This is a genomic window from Methylobacterium sp. J-048, assembly GCF_022829515.1.
Classification (GTDB): domain Bacteria; phylum Pseudomonadota; class Alphaproteobacteria; order Rhizobiales; family Beijerinckiaceae; genus Methylobacterium.
In genome coordinates this window covers 1-20,225 of record NZ_JAKSYL010000124.1, presented here as the reverse complement: position 1 = coordinate 20,225, position 20,225 = coordinate 1, and the positions used below count along the sequence as shown (strand labels likewise).

Below are 20,225 nucleotides of genomic sequence, written 5' to 3'. Positions count from 1 at the left end.
GACTCTGAGGCGCCGGAAATCAAGCGCGGGTCCCGACTTCGTGGGGAAACCGCGCCGCGGGCGGTGTTATCGGCGCCGGACCTGTAATCCTCGGGTCGGGCCTTGCGACTCGCTGCGCGCCATGGCCTCGTAGGCGGCGAAGCAGGACGGGACTAAGGTCCCGTCCGGGCCGTACCGCCGTGGCGATTCTTGCGACTATCGCGGGGCCTCCGGCGGATCGACCGCACGCGCATTGGGAGACACGGGTGAGCGATCTCAAGACTCTCCGCGGCCTGTCCGGCTTGAGCCCGGAGCCCGCGAGCCTGAAGAAGGCCGCGCTGATCCTCATCGATATCCAGAACACCTATCGTGACGGGGTTCTGCGCCTGTCCGGCGTCGAGCCGGCGGTGGCGCAGGCGAAAATCCTGCTGCGGCGGGCGCGAGAGGCGGAGACGCCGGTGATCCATATCCGGCACAATGCCGGGCCGGGCTCGCCCTTCGATATCACGGCGGCGAGCGGGCAGATCTCCGAGGAGGTCGCGCCGCAGGACGGCGAGGCGGTGATCACCAAGGCCTTCCCCAGCGCCTTCGTGGGCACGGATCTGGAAGAGCGGCTTAAGCGCGCCGGGGTGACCGACCTGATCCTGGCCGGCTTCATGACCCATATGTGCGTCAACTCGACGGCCCGCTCGGCCTTCAACCTCGGCTTCCAGCCCACCGTGATCGCCTCCGCCACCGCCACGCGCGATCTCCCGGGTCCCGACGGCACGGTGGTGCCGGCGGCGCATCTCCAGGCGGCCAGCCTCGCGGCGCTCGGTGACCTGTTCGCCGTGATCGCCGGCGATGTCGACGCGGTCCGCGCCTAGAACTGCGCCCCCGACGGCCGGCCCGCCACGTCGGACATGCGTGCATTGCACCATGTGGCTGCCGGCAGCGGAACATCACCGGCGGCCATGCGGTTCGGATCCGAAAATGCGGAGTGCCGGACCATGCGCATCGAGAACGTCGCCGATCTGATCGCCGAGACCCTCCAAGAGGCGGGCGTCGCGCGCATCTACGGGGTGGTGGGCGACAGCCTGAACGGGATCACCGAGGCCCTGCGCGCCCGCGGGACAATCGACTGGATCCACACCCGCCACGAGGAGGCGGCGGCCTTCGCGGCGAGCGCGGAGGCGCAGGTCACCGGCAAGCTCGCGGTCTGCGCAGGCTCCTGCGGCCCCGGCAACCTCCACCTGATCAACGGCCTCTACGACGCGCATCGCAGCCGGACCCCGGTCCTGGCGATCGCCGCCCAGATCCCCTCGGCCGAGATCGGCTCCGGGTATTTCCAGGAGACGCGGCCGACCGAGCTGTTCCGCGAGTGCAGTCATTACTGCGAATTGGTCTCCGACCCGTCGCAGATGCCGTTCGTGCTGGAGAACGCGATCCGCGCCGCCGTGGGGGAGGGGGGCGTCGCCGTCATCGTCATCCCGGGTGACGTGGCGCTTCGCGATGCCCCGAAGCGTGCGCTCACGCCCCATGCCGGACTGATCCCGGCGAAGCCCGTCGTCCGACCGGCCGATTCAGAGCTCGACGCCCTCGCGGCGCTGCTCAATGCCGGCAAGCGCGTGACGCTGCTGTGCGGGCGCGGCTGCGCCGGTGCCCATTCCGAGCTGCTCCAGCTGGCCGAGGCGCTGAAGAGCCCGATCGTGCACGCCCTCGGCGGCAAGGAATATGTCGAGTTCGACAACCCCTACGATGTCGGCATGACCGGGCTGATCGGCTACGCGTCCGGCTACGCCGCCATGATGGCCTGCGACACCCTGCTGATGCTGGGCACGGGCTTTCCCTACAAGCAGTTCTACCCGCAGGACGCCAAGATCGCCCAGGTCGACCTGCGCCCCTCCGAGCTGGGACGCCGCTGTCGCATCGAGCACGGCCTCGTCGGCGATGTCGGCGCGACGATCCGGGCGCTGCTGCCGCGCCTGAAGCCGAAGGCCGATCGGTCGTTCCTCGATGCCAGCCTGAAGCATTACGCCAAGGCCCGGGCCGGCCTCGACGAACTCGCCACCGGCAAGCCCGGCGGCCCGCTCCACCCGCAGTATCTCGCGAAGACGATCAGCGAGGCGGCCGCGGACGACGCGATCTTCACCGCCGATGTCGGCACGCCGACGATCTGGGCGGCACGCTACCTGGCGATGAACGGCAAGCGGCGCCTGCTCGGCTCCTGGGTCCACGGCTCCATGGCCAACGCCCTGTCGCACGGCATCGGCGCGCAGGCCGCGGAGCCGAACCGACAGGTGATTGCGCTCTGCGGCGATGGCGGCTTCGCCATGCTGATGGGCGACTTCCTGACGCTCCGCCAGCACCGCCTGCCGCTGAAGGTCGTGGTGTTCAACAACGGCACCCTCGGCTTCGTCGAGCTGGAGATGAAGGCGGCGGGCTATCTCGAGACCGGCGTCGCCCTCGACAACCCGGACTTCGCCGCGATGTCGCGGGCGGCCGGCATCTTCGCCCTGCGGGTCGAGGACCCAGCCGAGCTGCCCGGCGCCATGCGCGAGTTCCTGGCCTTCGACGGCCCCTCTCTGCTGGATGTCCGCACCGCCCGGAACGAGCTGTCGATGCCGCCCAAGATCGACGGCCAGCAGGTGAAGGGCTTCAGCCTCTACGTCCTGCGGGCCGTGATGGATGGGCGCGGTGACGCAGTTCTCGACCTCGCCAAAACCAACCTCATCCGGTAGACCTCACCGGGTAATCTAGATCCGTTCCAGTGCAATGGCGCGGGCGATCCAGGGAGGTTCCGGACCATGCGGGTCGGCCTGTTCGTGCCGTGCTACGTCGACGCCTTCGAGCCGGAAGTCGGGATCGCCACGCTGGAATTGCTGGAGCGGGTCGGCTGCACGGTGGAATACCCGTTCGACCAGACCTGCTGCGGCCAGCCCATGGCCAATACCGGCTGCCACGCCGAGGCCGCCGCCACCGAAGCGCTGTTCGTCAAGAATTTTTCCGGCTTCGACTACGTGGTGGCGCCCTCGGGCTCCTGTGTGCACCAAGTGCGTGAGCACCTGACCGCGATTCCGCAGACGGATGAGGTCAAGAAGGTCCGCGCCAGCACCTACGAGCTGGTCGAGTTCCTGCACGACGTGCTCAAGATCGAGGCGCTGCCCTGGGCCGAGTTCCCGCACAAGGTCGCCTATCACGGCAATTGCAACGCGCTGCGGGGCATCCACCACGCCCGGCCGTCCGAGATCGTGAAGCCGTACTTCTCAAAGCCCCTCGACCTGCTGCGCCTGGTGAAGGGCGTCGAGCTGGTGGACCTTGCCCGGCCGGACGAGTGCTGCGGCTTCGGCGGCACCTTCTCGGTGTTCGAGCCCGCGGTCTCGGCCAAGATGGGCTACGACAAGGTCGCCGATCAGAACCGGGCGGGGGCGCAATACGTGGTCTCGGCGGATTCCTCGTGCCTGATGCACCAGAAGGGCTGCGCCGAGCGCCTCGGGCTGCCGCTCAGGTACATCCACATCGCGCAAGTGCTGAACGGAGCCGCTGCATGAGCGTCGAGGATTTGAACCCGCGCGCCCGCGACGGCGTCATCCACCCCGAGGTCCGCGCTGCCGACGACGAGAGCGAGCGCGGCCAGGACGGCGGCCGCCTCCAGCACGCCGAGGCCGCCACCAAGCCGATCCGCGCCCCGCAGACCCGCGAGCCGCAGCCCCGGGGCGCGAAGATCCGCGGCGACCGCCCGATCGACCAGGCCGAGGCCGCCGAGCGGTTTCTCGCCGCGCCGCTGCACCAGGCCGCCCATGACGAGCGCCTGTGGGACCTGCGCAAGAAGCGCGACGTCTCGGCCCACGGCATTCCCGAATGGGAGGAGCTGCGCGAGCTGGCCTCCGCCATCAAGGCGCACACGCTCACGCATCTCGACCGGTATCTCGAGCAGTTCGAAGCCGCCGCGAAGGCCAACGGCGTGCAGGTCCACTGGGCCGCTGACGGCGCCGACCACAACCGCATCGTCCTGGAGATCCTGCGCAGCCGCGGCGCCAAGACCCTGGTGAAGTCGAAGTCGATGCTCACCGAGGAGTGCGGCTTTCGCCATCACATGGCGGCGAACGGCATCGAGATCATCGAGACCGATCTCGGCGAGCGCATCCAGCAGCTCGACAACGAGGAGCCGAGCCATATCGTGGCGCCGGCCGTCCACAAGACCCGCATGGACGTGGCCGAAGTCTTCGCCAAGACGCTCGGCACCGACCCGGACAACGACGACGCGCACTACCTCGCCGAGAGCCAGCGCGAGACGACCCGGCCCTACATCCTGAAGGCCGATGCCGGCATGACCGGCTGCAACTTCGCCATCGCGGAGACCGGCACGGTCGTCACCTGCACCAACGAGGGCAATGCCGACCTGTCCGGCAATGTCCCGCCGCTGCAGATCCATTCGATCGGCATCGAGAAGATCATCCCGAAGGTCGAGCACCTCGGGGTGTTCATCCGGCTGCTGTCGCGCTCGGCTCTGGGCTCGCCGATCACCCAGTACACCTCGCATTTCCGCAAACCGCGGACTGGCACAGACATGCACATCGTGCTGGTCGATAACGGCCGCTCGGCCCGGCTCGGCCTGGAGGAGTTCTGGACCTCGCTGAAATGCATCCGCTGCGGCGCCTGCATGAACACCTGCCCGGTCTACCGGCGCTCAGGTGGCCTCTCCTACGGAGCGACCTATTCGGGCCCGATCGGGCTGATCATCGACCCGACCTTCAACAAGCGGAAATACTCGACCCTGCCGTTCTCCTCGACGATGAACGGCTCGTGCACCAACGTCTGCCCGGTGAAGATCAACATCCACGAGCAGATCTTTGCCTGGCGCAAGGTGCTGGTCGAGGAGCATCACATCCCGGCGCTCAAGCAGGGGATGATGAAGGCCGCGGGCGCGGTCCTGTCCAGGCCGGCCGCCTACCGGGCGGCGATCGGCGCCGCGGATTCGGCGCTGAAAGTCCTGCCGCGCTTCGCGGTCTACAACCCGCTCAACACCTGGGGGAAGAAGCGCGAGATGCCGGACGCGCCGCGTCAGACCTTCCATGCTTGGTACAAGCAGAACCGGATGCAGAAGCCGGCAAAGGACGCCGCCCGATGAGCGCCCGCGAGGGTATCCTGGCGGCGCTGAAGGCCAACCGCCCGGCGGGCGATTACCCGTTGCCGGTTGTGCCGACCTTCATGCCGCTCGTTGGCGACGATCTGGTCGAGGAGTTCGGCGAGCGGCTGAAAAAGATGGGCGGCCGGATCGCCGACGGCCGCACCGGCGAGCCGCTGGCGGGTGTGCGCGAGCGGCTGGAGGAATCCAAGGTGATCGCCTCCGCGGTCCCGGAGATCGACGGCAACCGCGACTTGCGGGCGGTGCGCTATCCGCAGGAGGTCGAGGATGTCGATGTCGCGGTGGTGCGCGCGGTGTTCGGCATCGCCGAGACCGGCTCGGTGCTGTTCACCGAAGGCGAACTGATCGTGAACGCGGTGGCCTATCTCGCCCAGCACCTGATCGTGCTGCTCGATCCCGCCGACATCCTGCCCAACGTGCAGGCGGCCTATAAGCGACCCGAGTTCGGCCGCTCCGCCTACGCGGTGCTGCATACGGGGCCTTCAGCCACCGCCGATATCGAGGGCGTGCTGATCCACGGGGCGCAGGGCGTGCGCTCGCTCACCGTGCTGCTGCTGCCGCGCTGACCGGGAGCTCGCGATCGGGCGCGCCGCTTGCTTGGGCGGAGATCATCTCGTCGCCCGGCAAGGAGATCCGATGCGTTATACCCTCGGTTGCAGCCTGTCCTACAATATTCTCTCGGACACGACCTTCATCTTCAACCTGGAGGTCGCAAAGCTGAGGAGCGTCGAGATCCTCAGCGAGAGCCTGGTGCTCACGCCGAACCTCAAGCGCGACCTCTACACCACCCCCGACCTGCTGAACCGCTATCTCGGCGTCAACGTGCCGATGGGCCAGTTCGCGCTCGAGTATAATGCGGAGGTGGATCTGACCGTCCACCGGGCCGATCCGGCGACGATCAACGAGACCCCGATCGGGACGCTGCCCCTCGACATCCTGCCGTTCCTGCTGCCGAGCCGGTTCGTTTCCTCCGACCGGCTGACCCCCTTCGCGCAGGCCGAGTTCGGCGCGCTGCCCAAGGGCCACAGCCGCGTCAACGAGATCTGCAACTGGATCCACGACCACATCACCTACCAGCCCGGCACCAGCGACGGCGAGACCACGGCGGACGAGTCGCTGCTGAAGCGGGCCGGCGTCTGCCGCGACTTCGCGCATATCGGCACGGCGTTCTGCCGGGCGCTCGGGATCCCGGCCCGGTTCGTGAGCTGCTACGCCCACGGCCTCGTGCCGAGCGACTTCCACGCGGTGTTCGAGGCCTATCTCGACGGGCGCTGGTGGCTGTTCGACGCCACCCGGCAAGCCGATCTCGACGGGCTGGTCCGGATCGGCGTCGGGCGTGACGCTGCCGAGATCGCGTTCTCGACGCCGTTCGGCAACATGCAGCCGGTCAACCAGCAGGTCCGGATCCAGCGCACGGACGGGCAGGGCAGCCCGATGCCCCGCACGGTCGACGCGATCTCCACGGAGGTGCCCGCGCCGAATGCCGGCGCCGCCTGACCGGACAGCCTCACCGGATCACGCTATCCTGTGATCCTCGGAAGCAGGGACGGGGTGAAACCGCATGGCCTACCGCCACGTCGTCGGCCCACGCACCCACGTCTTCGCCGACCTCGCCACGCTGATGGCCAAGGCGACCCCGGTCCGCTCCGGCGACCGGCTCGCCGGCATCGCGGCTGAATCCGCCGAGGAGAACGCGGCGGCACGCTGGTGCCTCGCCGAGGTTCCGTTGTCCGAGATCCTGGCGCGGCCGCTGATCCCGTATGAGGTCGACGACGTCACCCGGCTGATCCTCGACACGCACGACGCCGCCGCCTTCAAAGAAATAAGCCACCTGACGGTCGGCGATTTCCGCGAGTTCCTGCTGACCGCCACCCCGGATGTGCTCACCCGGATCGCCCCCGGCGTCACGCCGGAGATCGCGGCGGCGGTCTCAAAAATCATGCGCAACCAGGACCTGATCTCGGTGGCGCGCAAGGTCCGCGTGGTCACCCGCTTCCGCAACACGATCGGGCTGGCCGGTACTCTGGCGGTGCGGTTGCAGCCGAACCACCCCACCGACGATCCGAAGGGGATCACCGCGGCGATCCTCGACGGGCTCATCCTCGGCTGCGGTGACGCGGTGATCGGCATCAACCCGGCCTCGGATTCGGTCCAGGCGCTCGGCGACCTGCTGCACCTCCTCGACGGGCTGATCCGGAAGCATGCTATTCCCACGCAGGCCTGCGTGCTGACCCACGTCACCACCACGCTCGCCGCCATGGAGCGCGGCCTGCCGGTCGACCTCGTGTTCCAGTCGGTCGCCGGTACCGAGAAGGCCAATGCCGGCTTCGGGGTGACGCTCGCCTTGCTCAAGGAGGCCCACGAGGCGGCCCTGGCGCTCAAGCGCGGCCCGCTCGGCGACAACTGCATGTATTTCGAGACCGGCCAGGGCTCGGCGCTCTCGGCGGATGCTCATCACGGCATCGACCAGCAGACCCTGGAAGCGCGAGCCTACGCGGTGGCCCGGCCGTTCAGGCCGCTCTTGGTCAACACCGTCGTGGGCTTCATCGGGCCCGAATACCTCTACGACGGCAAGGAGATCATCCGGGCCGGGCTGGAGGACCATTTCTGCGGCAAGCTGATGGGCGTGCCGCTGGGCGTCGACGTCTGCTACACCAACCACGCCGAGGCCGATCAGGACGACATGGACACGCTGCTGACGCTGCTCGGCGCGGCCGGCTGCACCTACATCATGGGCGTCCCGGGCGCCGACGACGTGATGCTCAATTACCAATCCACGTCGTTCCACGATTCCCTCTACCTGCGCGAGGTTTTGGGCCTGAAGCGGGCTCCGGAATTCGAGGCCTGGCTGTACGGCATCGGCCTGACCGACGCGGCCGGCGCCCTGCTGCCGGGATCGGGCGCGCCACTCCTGACCGCCGCGCCGGACCTCGCCGCGTGAGCGACCCCCGGGAGATCTGGGCGCGGCTCGCCGGGCTGACGCCGGCCCGGATCGGCCTCGGCCGCGCCGGCAGCGGCCTGCCGACCCGGGAGGTGCTGCGCTTCGGCCTCGACCACGCCCAAGCCCGGGACGCCGTGCACGCGCCCATCGATGCGGAGGCGCTGGCGGGCGCCATCGCCGATCTCGGCTTCGCCACGATCCCGGTCGCCTCGAAGGCTCCCGACCGGGCCACCTACCTGCGCCGGCCCGATCTGGGACGCCGCCTCAACCCGGAAGACCTCGCCAAGCTCCAGGCTGCGGCGGAGCCCGCCGACCTCGCCCTGGTGGTGGCCGACGGGCTCTCGGCCCGGGCCGTGCAGGAGAACGCCGCGCCGCTGCTGAAAGCGTTCAAGCCCCTCGCGGAGAAGGCCAGTTGGTGCCTCGCCCCCGTGGTGATCGCCAGCCAAGCCCGCGTGGCGCTCGGCGACACGATCGGCGAGGCCCTGAAGGCCCGGGCAGTGGCGGTGCTGATCGGCGAGCGGCCGGGCCTGTCCTCCCCGGACAGCCTCGGCATCTACCTGACGCTGAATCCGAAAATCGGCAGGTCGGATGCGGAGCGCAACTGCATCTCGAACGTGCGGGCGGCTGGCCTCACTCACGACAAGGCGGCGTTCAAGCTGCGCTGGCTGCTCGCTCGCGCGCTCACCCTGGGCTTGAGCGGCGTGACGCTGAAGGACGAGAGCGACCGTGCCTTGGAATCGGGCGCTGCGTCCCCTGCCTTGTCGGATTCCACCACCGGCTGAACGGACGCGCCTGTTCCGTGCTCTGCGTTGATCGGGGTGTCGGGGCAATCACGCGGATAGCAGTTTAAGGCTCATGCCTGTGATCCGGAGATTGTCATCGGCATCCGATCGACCAACCCCGTCATCTCGGGGCCGCGAAGCGGAGCCAGGGATCCAGAAACACAAATAACTCAGGACCTTGCACCATCGGCGGCTCTCGATGCCGGGCTCGCCTGCGGCGTCCCAGAATCACCGCGGAGCATTCTGAGCGGCACGGCTCCGGCGATGCGGCTCGCCTGTGAGCTTCAGAAGCGGTGTCGATTAAGCTTAATCCGGCGGGTTAAGCGGCCGAAGGATTATCCTTAACCTAATCTCGTGCCGGCAATTGACCCCAAGCGTGGCTGTGGCGGGGTCGCAACACCGTAAAACGATCCCGGGTCTGCCCCGAGACCTGCCCGCAAACGCCGCGATCCCGCCATAGTCCGAGCCCACCTCAACAACCGCGGTAAACGGCAAGTTCGACAACGATTTACCGTTTCGAAACGAGGATTTCCCGAGCACGCGGACGGCCCTCCCGGCGCATCGCGAACGGCGACGCGCTGCGGTCTCCTGCACCCTCGGGACTGGCGGCGCGAAGGCTTGGTTCGGGTTGATGGACACGCGTTTGAACGACAAGTCGAAGCTGCCCAGCCGTCACGTCACGGAGGGTCCGGACCGCGCCCCGCATCGCTCGTATCTCTACGCGATGGGCCTGACCCGGGAGCAGATCCACCAGCCGCTGGTGGGTGTCGCGTCCTGCTGGAACGAGGCCGCGCCCTGCAACATCTCGCTGATGCGCCAGGCCCAGGCGGTGAAGAAGGGCGTCGCCGCCGCCCACGGCACCCCGCGCGAATTCTGCACCATCACGGTCACTGACGGCATCGCCATGGGCCATGGCGGCATGCGCGCCTCGCTGCCGTCCCGGGAGGTCATCGCCGACTCGGTCGAGCTGACCATGCGCGGCCACGCCTACGACGCCCTGGTGGGCCTGGCCGGCTGCGACAAGTCGCTGCCCGGCATGATGATGGCGATGGTGCGCCTCAACGTGCCGTCGATCTTCATCTACGGCGGCTCGATCCTGCCGGGTTCGTTCCGTGGCAAGCCGGTCACCGTCCAGGACCTGTTCGAGGCGGTGGGCAAGGTCGCGGTCGGCGACATGAGCCTCGAGGATCTCGACGAGCTGGAGCAGGTCGCCTGCCCGTCGGCCGGGGCCTGCGGCGCGCAGTTCACCGCCAACACCATGGCGACCGTCTCCGAGGCGATCGGCCTGGCGCTGCCCTACTCGGCCGGCGCCCCGGCGCCTTACGAGATCCGGGACAAGTTCTGCGCCACCGCCGGGGAGAAGGTGATGGAACTGCTCGCCAAGCAGATCCGCCCGCGCGACATCGTCACCCGCAAGGCGCTCGAGAACGCCGCCACCGTCGTGGCTGCATCCGGCGGCTCGACCAACGCGGCCCTGCACCTGCCGGCGATCGCCCATGAATGCGGCATCGAATTCACGCTGTTCGACGTCGCCGAGATCTTCCGGCGCACGCCGTACATCGCGGATCTTAAGCCCGGCGGCCGCTACGTCGCCAAGGACATGTTCGAGGTCGGCGGCATCCCGCTGCTGATGAAGACCCTGCTCGACCACGGCTTCATGCACGGCGATTGCCTGACGGTCACCGGCCGCACCATCGCCGAGAACATGGACCGGGTGACCTGGAACCCGGACCAGGACGTGGTCTATCCGGCCAACCGCCCGATCACCCTGACCGGCGGCGTCGTCGGTCTCAAAGGCAACCTCGCCCCGGAGGGCGCGATCGTGAAGGTCGCCGGCATGGCGGCCGAGAAGCAGGTCTTCACCGGCCCGGCCCGGGTGTTCGACGGCGAGGAGGCTTGCTTCGAGGCGGTGCAGTCGCGCACCTACAAGGAAGGCGACGTGCTGGTCATCCGCTACGAGGGTCCGCGCGGCGGGCCCGGCATGCGCGAGATGCTGTCCACCACCGCGGCCCTCTACGGCCAGGGCATGGGCGACAAGGTCGCGCTGATCACGGACGGGCGCTTCTCCGGCGCGACCCGCGGCTTCTGCGTCGGCCATGTCGGCCCCGAGGCGGCGGTGGGCGGCCCGATCGGCCTGATCCGGGACGGCGACATCATCACCCTGGACGCGATCCAGGGCACGCTCAGCGTCGCCCTGTCGGACGAGGAGTTCGCCGAGCGCCGCAAGGCCTGGGCGCCCCGGACCAACACCGCGACCTCCGGGTACCTGTGGAAATACGCGCAGGGCGTCGGCCCGGCGCTGTATGGCGCCGTGACCCATCCGGGCGGCGCCAAGGAGACGGAGAGCTATGCGGACGTCTAGGACTGACCTCAGCCGGCGCAGGGCGCCGGCCGGGGCCGATCCCGGTCGGTCCCGCTTCCTCGGCAAGATCGCAGCCGCGGCCGGTGTCCTGGTCCTGCTCGCCCTCCCGGTGGAAGCGCCGCGGGCCCTCGACGCCAGTGTCCGCACGCCCGTCCAGGTGCCGGTGGCGGACAAGAGCTACCGCTCGGCCAAGGATGCGCTGCGCGCCGGCGTGCGCGAGTACAATGCCGGCGACAAGCAGGGCGCCGCCCGCGCCCTCGAATACGCCGCGGGGCAGGGTCATGCGCTGGCCCTGTGGAAGCTCGGCCGGATGTACGCCGAGGGCGACGGCGTGCCCCATGACGACCTGAAGGCGTTCGAGTTCTTCTCCCGGATCGCCGATGCCAGCACCGACGACGGCCCGGATCCGCAGAACTCGGCGGTGACCGGCAGCGCGTTCACGGCGCTCGGCACCTACTTCCTAGAGGGGATCAAGGGCAGCTACGTGCGGCCCAATCCCGAGCGCGCCTACGACATGTTCAACTACGCGGCGTCGTATTACGGCGAGCCGAACGCGCAGTACAACCTCGCCCGGCTCTACCTCGACGGCACCGGCGTCGAGGCCGATCCCCGGCAGGCGGCGCGCTGGTTCAACCTAGCGGCCGAGAAGGGCCATCACCCGGCGCAGGCGCTGCTCGGCGATTTGCTCTTGAACGGGCTGGGCGGCGTGCCGGTCCAGCGCGTGAAGGGCCTGATGTGGCTGTCGCTGGCCCGCGAGGGCGCGGAGGGCCGCAAGGACGACTGGATCGTGGCGCTCTACGACAAGAACTGGGCGGCCGCCAACGAGGACGACCGGGCCGAGGCCCAGAGCCAGCTCCAGACCGTCGGCTCGATCCGGCGGCGGCACTGAAGCATGATGCGGAAACGTGGATTCCGGTTTTCCGAAGTCATTCTGCGATTAGAAAGACCGAGAACCGGCCGCTGTTTCGTGGAAACAGCGGCCGGTTCTGGCGCCGCCGGTCGGGATCAGCCCTTCTTGGCGTCCTGGGCGACCTTGAACGACGGACGCGCCAGGGTCTCGGCGACGTAGGCCGAAAGCTTCGGCCAGCGGTCGGCATCGATCTGCGCGTCGGCCAGGTGGAAGTTGTAGAAGCCCGTGGCGATCGAGATGTCGGCGATGCTGAATGCGTCGCCCACGAGATACGGACCGGAAATCTGCCGCTCCAGACAGTCGAACAGCGGCGGCAGATCCTCGTTGAGCGCCTTCGTGACCGCGGCCTCGTCGGTGGGCTTACCCATCATGTTGGGCTTCATGACCCGCTCGACGAACGGCACGACCAGCTTACCGAACAGCTCGGTGTCGCCGAACTTGTCGAACCAGACCGCGCGGCCGAGCGCCTGCGGGTCGGACGGGACCAGGGCCGGGGTCGGGTGCTTGCGCTCCAGGTACCAGAGGATCGCCGAGGAATCCGCGAGCTTGAATCCGCCATCCTCGATGGCCGGAATCTTACCCAACGGGCTGGCCGCCTGGAAGTCCTGGTCGGGCGCGTGGAACATCACCGGCCTGTGCTCATAGGGCACGTTCTTCTCGGTGAGCGAAACCAGAACCTTGCGGACGTAGGGCGAATAGCCGGTACCGTAGACGATCATTGGAACTCCATCGGGGACGGGACCGCCGGATGTCGATCCGCCGGTCCATGGCGATGGAGATAGGGCCGCTTGCCGATCTGCCGACCGCGTAATGGTCACCGGTCCGTGATCATGCCCCCGTCGCCTCACCAGGCCGGGGCGGCGATCGCGGTGACGAAGGACGGCCGGTCGAGGGTCAGTGCCACCCAGCCGGCGAGCTTGGGCCAGCGCGCGGGATCGACCTGAACCTTGGCGAGGCGGAGATTGTGGAACGGCGCCGCCACCGCGATGTCGGCGATCCCGAAGGCATCGCCAACGAGGAACGGACCGGTGATCTGCGAGTCCAGGTAGTCGAACAGCGGCTGCAGATGCTGGTCGAGCGCCTGCTGCGCCAATGCCTCGTAGCCCGGCACCTTGAAGATCCGAGGCTTCAGGAAGCGCTCCGTGAACACCACCGAAAGTCTCCGATCGAGCTCGACCTCGCCAAACTTGTCGAACCAGCGGGCGCGGGCGGCACCCTGCGCATCGGCCGGGATCAGAGCCGGCTGCGGATGCAGCCGCTCAAGATAGTCGAGGATCGCGCTGGAATCGGCCAGCCGGAAGCCGTCATCGTCGATTGCCGGAACCTTGCCCATGGGGCTCGCCGCCCGAAACGCGGCATCCTCCGCCTGAGGCGCCACCGGTCGATGCTGGTACCGGATGCCCTTCTCGGCCAGAGCCACGAGGACCTTCCGCACGAAGGGCGAGATGCTGGTGCCGTAGACGATCATGATCGATTTCCCCGAAAGCTCGGCGGCCTCCTAGACCTGTTGCCGATCGCGTTGCAATCGGGGGCGTGTTTAAGCCTTTGATCGCGCATGGTTGCTTGCGCAGCACCGAGATTGACTTCGGCGGCACGCGCTTCGGCAATCGCTTACAGGGACGATGCCGATTTCAGCTTCTCGAAGCGCTTGAGCAGACGATCCCGCTTCAGTCGCGACAGGCGATCGATCCAGAAGACGCCGTCGAGCTGATCGATCTCATGCTGGACCACCGCGGCCAAAAACCCTTCCGCCTCCTCCTCGTGGGTCGATCCGTCGAGGTCGCGATAGCCGAACCGGATGCGGGCGGGCCGGGTGATGCGCTCCCGGACGCCCGGCATGCTGACGCTACCCTCGTCGTGGGTCTCCGTGTCGGGGGAGGCCCAAAGGATTTCTGGGTTCACGTAGAGGCGCAGATCCTCGTCCGGCGACAGCCGGATCACCATGACGCGCTCGGAGATGCCGATATGCGGTGCCGTCAGGCCGATGGCGCTCGCAGCCCGGAGCGTGTCCGACACATCGTCGGCAACCGCTTTCAGATCGGGCGCGAACGCATCGGTCTGGGCTGCCGGAAGCGACAGCCGGGGATCAGGGAACAGGACGAGGGGGCGGGCCGGCATGATTGATCAGTCCAGTTGCGACGCTGCGTGCATTCCGGAACCACCTCGGAAATGACTGGAACGTACACCGACCGCCCCATGGTGAGCACGAAGGCCCTGACAGGGCGCCGTGGTTCACGCCCGGCGCCGCGCTCTACCCCGCCGTCAGCTCCACCGTCACCGGCACGTGGTCGGACGGCTTGTCCAAGCCGCGCAGGTGCTTCTGCACGGCGGCCGAGACCAGCCGGTCGGCGGCCTGGGGGGACAGCAGCAGATGGTCGATGCGGATGCCGGCATTCCGTTGCCAGCAGCCGGCTTGGTAGTCCCAGAACGTGTAGAGCCCGTCGCGCGGGTCGCAGGCACGCAGGCCGTCGGTGTAGCCCTCGGCCAGGAGCGCGCGGAACGCCGCCCGGGTGCCGGGCAGGAACAGGGCGTCGGCGCGCCACGATTCCGGGTCGGCCGCATCGGCGGGTTCCGGGATTACGTTGTAATCACCCGCCAGCACCACGGCCTTCTCGTCCTCCATGAGCGCGCGGGCGTGGAGCCGCAGCCGTTCCATGAAGGACAGCTTGTAAGGGTATTTCGGGCTGTCGACCGGGTTGCCGTTCGGCAGGTAGATCGAGGCCACCCGCACCGGCTTGGTGTCGGCGCCGGAGATCAGCGCCTCGATATAGCGGGACTGCTCGTCGGATTCGTCGCCCGGCAGGCCGCGCCGGATCTCGGTCATTTCGAGCGGCGCCCGCACCAGCAGGGCCACGCCGTTATAGGCCTTCTGGCCCAGCGTCTCGACCGCGTATCCGGCGCCCTCGACCTCGGCGCGCGGGAACGCCTCGTCCTGGCACTTCAATTCCTGCAGGCAGACCACGTCGGGCTTCGCCTCGTCGAGGAAGCCCAGCAGGTGCGGCAGCCGCTGCTTGATCGAGTTGACGTTCCAGGTGGTAATCCGCATCGCCTCGCTTCCGCTCGCCGTCCGGCCGTCATCCGCGCTTCGCGCCGCGCTGACAAGGCCATGGCGGCGCAAGATCGGGGCGGTATGGGCGCCAGGATGACGATGGGGTGGTTCGAGCCGGTCATGGCCTATTGCGAGCGGACCGGGCCGGGGGTCTGGGCCGAGCCGGTCAACGCGGCATCCAACTTGGCCTTCCTGCTGGCCGCCGCCGCCTCGGCGCGCCGGGCCCGCGCGGTTGAGCCGCCGGATCGCGCCTGCCTGGGTCTGGCCGGGCTGATCGCCGTCGTCGGGATCGGCTCGTTCCTGTTCCACACCCTGGCGGTGACCTGGGCGATGTATGCCGACATCATCCCGATCACGCTGTTCATCGTCGCCTACCTGGCCCTGGCGCTGCACCGGTTCCTGAATCTGCCGCGCCTGCGGGTCGAGGCGGCGACCGCCGGTTTCGTCCTGTTCAGCTTCACGCTGGTGCCGACCCTCGACGGCTTGAGCGGGTCCGACATCTCCGCCCTCACCAACGGCTCGATCGATTACCTGCCCGCCGCACTCGCCCTGTTCACCGTGGCGGCGCTCGATCGTCCCGAGACGCGCTTCGTCGGCACAGGGCGGCGGCTCACCGAGATCGGCGTGCTGTTCCTCGTCTCCCTCACCGCCCGCACCCTCGACCGCAGCGTCTGCGCGGTGCTGCCCATGGGCACGCACGCACTCTGGCATGGTCTGAACGCCCTGGTGCTCTACGCCCTCGTGGCCACCGCGATCCGGCACCGCGCCGTCCTGGGCTGAGCGGGCCTGCGGTTTTCTTGCGGGCCGGACGGAATTCTTGCAGAGATGCGGCGCATCGGAGGCCCGGTTTCCTGAGGGCGCCCGGCACGGAAGGAATCATGACAGTGAGCTACCGCATCGGCGTCGCCGGGCTCGGCACCGTCGGCGCGTCCGTCGTCCGGATGATCGCCCGCCGCCGTGACACCCTGCTGGCCTCCGGTCTCGACATCCGCGTCGCCGCCGTGTCGTCCCGCGACCGGACGCGCGACCGCGGGCTCGACCTCGCCGGCGTCACTTGGTTCGACGACCCCGTGGCGCTGGCGCGCTCCGGCGAGATCGATTGCGTGGTCGAGCTGATCGGCGGCGCCGACGGTCCGGCCAAGGCCGTGGTCGAGGCGGCGCTCCAGGCCGGCAAGACCGTGGTGACCGCCAACAAGGCCCTGCTCGCCCATCACGGCGCAGCGCTGGCGGCGATGGCCGAGGACAGCGGCGTCGCGCTCGCCTACGAGGCGGCAGTGGCCGGCGGCATCCCGGTGATCAAGACCCTGCGCGAGGGCCTGCCCGGCAACGCCGTCGCCCGGGTCTACGGAATCCTCAACGGCACCTGCAACTACATCCTCAGCCGCATGGAGCGCGAGGGCCTGACCTTCGAGGCCTGCCTCAAGGATGCGCAGGCCCTGGGCTATGCCGAGGCGGACCCGACCTTCGACGTCGAGGGTTTTGACACCGCTCACAAGCTCGCGATCCTGACGAGCCTCGCCTACGGCACCGCCATCGACGTCGACGGCGTGTCGGTGGAAGGCATCTCCCGGGTGCAGCCCCTCGACCTGCGCATGGCCGACGAGCTCGGCTACCGGATCAAGCTGCTCGGCGTCGCCCAGGCCTCGGAGGCCGGGATCGAGCAGCGCGTCCACCCGACCATGGTGCCGAAATCCTCTGCCATCGCCCAGGTGATGGGCGTGACCAACGCGGTCACGATCGATGCGGACGCGGTCGGTGAATTGACGCTGATCGGCCCAGGCGCCGGCGGCGAGGCGACGGCCTCCGCGGTGGTCGCCGACATCGCCGACGTCGCCCGCGGGATCGTGCGCCCGACCTTCGGGGTGCCGGCCGCCGCCATGCGCGCCAGCGAGCGCGTCGAGATGCAGCGCCACGAGGGCGGCTATTACATCCGCCTCACCGTGCACGATCGCCCCGGCGTGGCCGCTGGCGTCGCCCAGCGGATGGCCGAGCGCGAGATTTCTCTGGAAAGCATCCTGCAGCGCCGCACAGAAAGCGCCGGGACCGATCCCCGCGGCCGCTCCGGCCGGCCGGTGCCGCTGGTGCTGATCACCTACGCGGCCACCGAGGGCAACATCCGCGCCGCCCTCGACGCCATCGGCGCCGATGGTTTGCTGGCCGAACCGCCGCAAGTCATCCGCATCGAGCGTGAATAAGAGTGCAATCTCAGCAGGCAGTGCCTAAATCCTGATGCACAATAGGTGATATGTGTGCGTCTGGCGTCGGCTGACCCTATGTCCGCCGACGACGAGCACGCCGGGATCCGACCCAAAGATCGGGCCCGGGCACAGGCAGGAAACGATGGCCGTGGCCCCCAAGTCCGAAACGCGTGGCGTCCCGCGCACGCTCGCCCTTGAACTCGCCCGCGTCACCGAGCGCGCCGCCATCGCGGCGGCCCGATTGCGCGGCAAGGGCGATGAGAAGGCCGCCGACCAGGCGGCTGTCGACGCGATGCGGGCGGAGCTGAACAGCCTGCCGATCCGCGGCACCGTGGTGATCGGCGAGGGCGAGCGCGACCAGGCGCCGATGCTGTTCATCGGCGAGACCCTCGGGCAGGGGGAGGGGCCCGAGGTCGACATCGCGGTCGATCCCCTGGAGGGCACGACCCTCTGCGCCAAGGACATGCCCGGCGCCATCGCGGTGATGGCCATGGCCGAGCGCGGCTCGCTGCTCGCCGCCCCGGACGTCTACATGCAGAAGATCGCCATCGGCCCGGGCTACAAGCCGGGCCTGGTCGATCTCGACGCGAGCCCCGCCGACAACATCGCGGCGCTCGCCCGGGCCAAGGGCGTCGAGCCCGACCAGATCACGGCGCTGATCCTGGACCGCCCCCGGCACGCTGCCCTGATCGCGGAAGTCCGCGCCGCCGGCGCCGCGGTCCGGCTGATCTCGGACGGCGACATCGCCGGGATCATCTTCACGGCGAGCCCCGGCGAGACCGGCATCGACATCTATCTCGGCACCGGAGCCGCCCCGGAGGGCGTGCTGGCCGCCGCGGCCATGCGGTGCATCGGCGGGCAGATGCAGGGGCGGCTGATCCTCGACACGCCGGAGCGTCGCCGCCGGGCCGCCGAGATGGGCATCGACGACCTCAACCGGAAATACGATCTGGTCGATCTCGCCAGCGGCGACGTGATCGTGGCTGCCACCGGCGTCACCGATGGCGCGCTGCTCCGCGGTGTTCGCTTCCGGCCGGACCGGATCCAGACCGAGACGGTGGTCTACCGCTCGGAAGCCGGCACGGTCCGGCGCATTCTGGGGGAGCACCGCCGCGTTTTGGCCTGACGGCGCCCCCAGATCCCAAAAGGAATCAGTTCAGGACGACGACCTTGGAGCCGACATTGACCCGGCTGAACAGGTCGATTGCGTCCTGGTTGATCATCCGGATGCAGCCCGAGGACACGCTCTTGCCGATCGAGAACGGCTCAAGGGTGCCGTGGATGCGGAACAGCGTGTCCTTGTTGCCCTGCCAGAGATACATGGCGCGGGCGCCCAGCGGGTTGCGCAGGCCGCCTTCGACGCCGAGGCCGCTCTGGAGCTTGTCGACCTCGCTGGCGAGCTTCGGGCTGCGGGCGATCATCTCCTTGGGCGGGTACCAATCCGGCCAGGCCTGCTTGGAATTGACCGTCGCGGTTCCTGACCACGAGAAGCCCTGCTTGCCGACGCCGACGCCGTAGCGGCGGGCGCGGCCGCCCTGCTCGACCAGGGTGAGCTGGTGGGCACGCGGGTCGACGATGATCGTGCCCGGCTCGTAGGGGCCGTTATAGGCGATCTCCTGCCGAAGGAAGGCCGGGCTCATCTTTTTGTAGTTGAAGGCCTGGACTGGAAACACGTCGTCCTGAACCGGCCCATAGGCCTTGGCGTAGTCGATCGGCCCCTCGTCGGGGGTGCGGAGCACGGCTTTCGCCTTGGCCGCCTCGATCGGCGAGAGACCCTCGGCCGGCGGCGAACCGGCGGCGCGCCGAGGCGGCGCGGTTGGGTCATCGTACTCCGGCGCGTAGACCGGGGCCGCCTGCGGCGCCGGAGCAACCTGGGGCGCCGGAGCAGCTTGCGGCGCGGCGCGGACCACCGGGGGCCGTCCGGTATAGGGCAGGTAGCGGTCGCCGCGGCGCACGTAGAACGCGCCGTTCTGGTCCTGATAGAGCTGGCCGTCATCCCCGAACCCGTCGATGCCGGACTCGGCGACCGGGCCGCGGCCTTGGGCGTGGGCTGTCGAAGCGAGCGCGAGGACGGTGAAGCCGGCCAGGAACAGGCGGCGGATCGGGGCGGACATGGCGCGGTTTTCCCTGGATGGCGCGGCGTCACCGGAAGCGTGCGGCGGCGCGCGATCGAGCAGGCCGGCACGAATACAAGGCCAAGCTCATTCCAGGCCTTAGCAAAGATCGCGCGGCATCGCCAAGTTGCACGAGTCCTCACCGGGCGAAGTCTGATGTCTCGACGGGTATTTCTCCGCTCTTGTGTTGCGTCCGTGCCTCAACCGATCGCGCGCCCATTCACCCTGCCGCGTGATCGGACGGGATGGCTCGGGGTCCGGGCCCGATCGGCCTTGCACCGGTAGGCAACCTCCGGTTGATACCCGCCACCGGCATCTCCGCCGGCGAGGGTTTTCGGTCGTGCACGCGCGTGTTCTGGTGAGCGCTACAATTTTGACCGCAGCCCTGCTTCTCGGCCCGAGCGCGCAGGCGCGCCGCGCCGCGACGGCCGAGCCGCCCAAGGTCTCCGAACCCACAGGGACATGGACGTCGGGAACCCAGCCGGAGCGCGATTGCGGCCGCGCCCGCCGCAAGTTCTGGCTGCCCCAGGAAGGCTGGATCGTCCGCACGGTGGTGTCGTGCCGGTGAGAGGGACGGTTCCGGGCAGCGCCCGATTCCCGAGCAGTGCTGCCCGGATCAAGGGCAATCCGGCTGCCAGGCCAGATCAGGTTTGAGGGCAGGCCGCGCTGTCTCTCGAAGCCGAGAGCGCTTCATGAGACTGACGTGGCGGCGCTTCGCTGCGGCGCCTCAAGATGAGGCGAGAGGATGGGATATGCGCGGCG

At 68.8% G+C, this 20,225-nt stretch carries 19 protein-coding genes; 14 read left to right on the top strand and 5 right to left on the bottom strand.

Annotated elements, in window-relative coordinates:
* The first annotated feature begins 245 nt into the window (after positions 1–245).
* The 10 genes from MKL09_RS10795 (at position 246) to MKL09_RS10750 (ending at position 12,081) form a co-directional block, all read left to right on the top strand.
* Positions 246–845: a cysteine hydrolase family protein gene (locus tag MKL09_RS10795; protein ID WP_244020071.1), complete on the top strand. Its 600-nt coding sequence runs from the start codon at positions 246–248 to the stop codon at positions 843–845.
* 123 nt (positions 846–968) lie between these two features.
* Positions 969–2,699 (top strand): ubiquinone-dependent pyruvate dehydrogenase, encoded by a 1,731-nt coding sequence (poxB, locus tag MKL09_RS10790; RefSeq protein ID WP_244020070.1) that lies wholly within the window; start codon positions 969–971, stop codon positions 2,697–2,699.
* A gap of 66 nt (positions 2,700–2,765) precedes the next feature.
* Positions 2,766–3,509: a (Fe-S)-binding protein gene (locus tag MKL09_RS10785; protein ID WP_092039367.1), complete on the top strand. Its 744-nt coding sequence runs from the start codon at positions 2,766–2,768 to the stop codon at positions 3,507–3,509.
* Positions 3,506–5,089 (top strand): lactate utilization protein B, encoded by a 1,584-nt coding sequence (locus tag MKL09_RS10780; protein WP_244020069.1) that lies wholly within the window; start codon positions 3,506–3,508, stop codon positions 5,087–5,089. Before MKL09_RS10785 ends, MKL09_RS10780 begins: the two co-directional genes overlap by 4 nt.
* Entirely contained in the window at positions 5,086–5,673 is a 588-nt protein-coding gene (locus tag MKL09_RS10775; protein ID WP_244020068.1) for a lactate utilization protein C, read from the top strand. The genes MKL09_RS10780 and MKL09_RS10775 overlap by 4 nt, the downstream gene beginning before the upstream one ends.
* 70 nt (positions 5,674–5,743) lie before the next feature.
* Positions 5,744–6,604, top strand: coding sequence for a transglutaminase-like domain-containing protein (locus tag MKL09_RS10770; protein WP_244020067.1), 861 nt, complete (start codon positions 5,744–5,746; stop codon positions 6,602–6,604).
* Between the two features lie 64 nt (positions 6,605–6,668).
* Positions 6,669–8,048 carry an ethanolamine ammonia-lyase subunit EutB gene (locus tag MKL09_RS10765; protein ID WP_244020065.1) on the top strand — a complete coding sequence of 460 codons (1,380 nt, stop codon included), beginning with the start codon at positions 6,669–6,671 and terminating at the stop codon, positions 8,046–8,048.
* Positions 8,045–8,830 carry an ethanolamine ammonia-lyase subunit EutC gene (eutC, locus tag MKL09_RS10760; protein WP_244020063.1) on the top strand — a complete coding sequence of 262 codons (786 nt, stop codon included), beginning with the start codon at positions 8,045–8,047 and terminating at the stop codon, positions 8,828–8,830. The genes MKL09_RS10765 and eutC overlap by 4 nt, the downstream gene beginning before the upstream one ends.
* A gap of 631 nt (positions 8,831–9,461) precedes the next feature.
* Complete coding sequence (gene ilvD / locus MKL09_RS10755) at positions 9,462–11,192, top strand: dihydroxy-acid dehydratase (protein ID WP_244020062.1); 1,731 nt, start codon at positions 9,462–9,464, stop codon at positions 11,190–11,192.
* A complete protein-coding gene (locus tag MKL09_RS10750; RefSeq protein ID WP_244020061.1) occupies positions 11,179–12,081 on the top strand; it encodes a tetratricopeptide repeat protein in 903 nt (300 codons plus the stop codon). The genes ilvD and MKL09_RS10750 overlap by 14 nt, the downstream gene beginning before the upstream one ends.
* A 116-nt stretch (positions 12,082–12,197) precedes the next feature.
* Here MKL09_RS10750 and MKL09_RS10745 read toward each other — a convergent pair whose 3' ends face one another.
* The 4 genes from MKL09_RS10745 to xth form a co-directional block, all read right to left on the bottom strand.
* Complete coding sequence (locus MKL09_RS10745; RefSeq protein ID WP_244020060.1) at positions 12,198–12,821, bottom strand: glutathione S-transferase family protein; 624 nt, start codon at positions 12,819–12,821, stop codon at positions 12,198–12,200.
* A 125-nt stretch (positions 12,822–12,946) separates the two neighbouring features.
* Positions 12,947–13,570, bottom strand: coding sequence for a glutathione S-transferase family protein (locus MKL09_RS10740; protein WP_244020059.1), 624 nt, complete (start codon positions 13,568–13,570; stop codon positions 12,947–12,949).
* A 143-nt stretch (positions 13,571–13,713) separates the two neighbouring features.
* On the bottom strand, positions 13,714–14,220 hold the full coding sequence (locus tag MKL09_RS10735) for a peptide deformylase (protein ID WP_244020058.1): 507 nt from the start codon (positions 14,218–14,220) through the stop codon (positions 13,714–13,716).
* 133 nt (positions 14,221–14,353) lie between these two features.
* Entirely contained in the window at positions 14,354–15,148 is a 795-nt protein-coding gene (xth, locus tag MKL09_RS10730; RefSeq protein WP_244020057.1) for an exodeoxyribonuclease III, read from the bottom strand.
* Between the two features lie 96 nt (positions 15,149–15,244).
* Between xth and MKL09_RS10725 the strand changes: the two genes are divergently transcribed.
* From MKL09_RS10725 to glpX, 3 genes are all read left to right on the top strand, one after another.
* On the top strand, positions 15,245–15,931 hold the full coding sequence (locus MKL09_RS10725; protein ID WP_244020148.1) for a ceramidase domain-containing protein: 687 nt from the start codon (positions 15,245–15,247) through the stop codon (positions 15,929–15,931).
* Between the two features lie 98 nt (positions 15,932–16,029).
* Entirely contained in the window at positions 16,030–17,346 is a 1,317-nt protein-coding gene (locus MKL09_RS10720; protein ID WP_244020056.1) for a homoserine dehydrogenase, read from the top strand.
* Between the two features lie 145 nt (positions 17,347–17,491).
* Positions 17,492–18,475 (top strand): class II fructose-bisphosphatase, encoded by a 984-nt coding sequence (glpX, locus tag MKL09_RS10715; protein WP_244020054.1) that lies wholly within the window; start codon positions 17,492–17,494, stop codon positions 18,473–18,475.
* A gap of 25 nt (positions 18,476–18,500) precedes the next feature.
* Here the strand turns inward: glpX and MKL09_RS10710 are convergent, their stop codons facing one another.
* Positions 18,501–19,463 (bottom strand): L,D-transpeptidase, encoded by a 963-nt coding sequence (locus MKL09_RS10710; RefSeq protein ID WP_244020052.1) that lies wholly within the window; start codon positions 19,461–19,463, stop codon positions 18,501–18,503.
* A 358-nt stretch (positions 19,464–19,821) separates the two neighbouring features.
* Between MKL09_RS10710 and MKL09_RS10705 the strand changes: the two genes are divergently transcribed.
* On the top strand, positions 19,822–20,031 hold the full coding sequence (locus tag MKL09_RS10705) for a hypothetical protein (RefSeq protein ID WP_244020051.1): 210 nt from the start codon (positions 19,822–19,824) through the stop codon (positions 20,029–20,031).
* Positions 20,032–20,225 lie beyond the last annotated feature (194 nt).

What these genes read in the sequence shown, in the direction of transcription:
- MKL09_RS10720 (WP_244020056.1), top strand. Translation starts at nt 16,030, where the DNA reads ATGACAGTGAGCTACCGCATCGGCGTCGCCGGGCTCGGCACCGTCGGC.
- ilvD (WP_244020062.1), top strand. Translation starts at nt 9,462, where the DNA reads ATGGACACGCGTTTGAACGACAAGTCGAAGCTGCCCAGCCGTCACGTC.
- MKL09_RS10725 (WP_244020148.1), top strand. Translation starts at nt 15,245, where the DNA reads ATGACGATGGGGTGGTTCGAGCCGGTCATGGCCTATTGCGAGCGGACC.
- MKL09_RS10780 (WP_244020069.1), top strand. Translation starts at nt 3,506, where the DNA reads ATGAGCGTCGAGGATTTGAACCCGCGCGCCCGCGACGGCGTCATCCAC.
- poxB (WP_244020070.1), top strand. Translation starts at nt 969, where the DNA reads ATGCGCATCGAGAACGTCGCCGATCTGATCGCCGAGACCCTCCAAGAG.
- MKL09_RS10740 (WP_244020059.1), bottom strand. Translation starts at nt 13,570, where the DNA reads ATGATCGTCTACGGCACCAGCATCTCGCCCTTCGTGCGGAAGGTCCTC.
- MKL09_RS10765 (WP_244020065.1), top strand. Translation starts at nt 6,669, where the DNA reads ATGGCCTACCGCCACGTCGTCGGCCCACGCACCCACGTCTTCGCCGAC.
- MKL09_RS10735 (WP_244020058.1), bottom strand. Translation starts at nt 14,220, where the DNA reads ATGCCGGCCCGCCCCCTCGTCCTGTTCCCTGATCCCCGGCTGTCGCTT.
- xth (WP_244020057.1), bottom strand. Translation starts at nt 15,148, where the DNA reads ATGCGGATTACCACCTGGAACGTCAACTCGATCAAGCAGCGGCTGCCG.
- MKL09_RS10775 (WP_244020068.1), top strand. Translation starts at nt 5,086, where the DNA reads ATGAGCGCCCGCGAGGGTATCCTGGCGGCGCTGAAGGCCAACCGCCCG.
- glpX (WP_244020054.1), top strand. Translation starts at nt 17,492, where the DNA reads ATGGCCGTGGCCCCCAAGTCCGAAACGCGTGGCGTCCCGCGCACGCTC.
- MKL09_RS10710 (WP_244020052.1), bottom strand. Translation starts at nt 19,463, where the DNA reads ATGTCCGCCCCGATCCGCCGCCTGTTCCTGGCCGGCTTCACCGTCCTC.
- MKL09_RS10785 (WP_092039367.1), top strand. Translation starts at nt 2,766, where the DNA reads ATGCGGGTCGGCCTGTTCGTGCCGTGCTACGTCGACGCCTTCGAGCCG.
- MKL09_RS10745 (WP_244020060.1), bottom strand. Translation starts at nt 12,821, where the DNA reads ATGATCGTCTACGGTACCGGCTATTCGCCCTACGTCCGCAAGGTTCTG.
- MKL09_RS10770 (WP_244020067.1), top strand. Translation starts at nt 5,744, where the DNA reads ATGCGTTATACCCTCGGTTGCAGCCTGTCCTACAATATTCTCTCGGAC.
- MKL09_RS10750 (WP_244020061.1), top strand. Translation starts at nt 11,179, where the DNA reads ATGCGGACGTCTAGGACTGACCTCAGCCGGCGCAGGGCGCCGGCCGGG.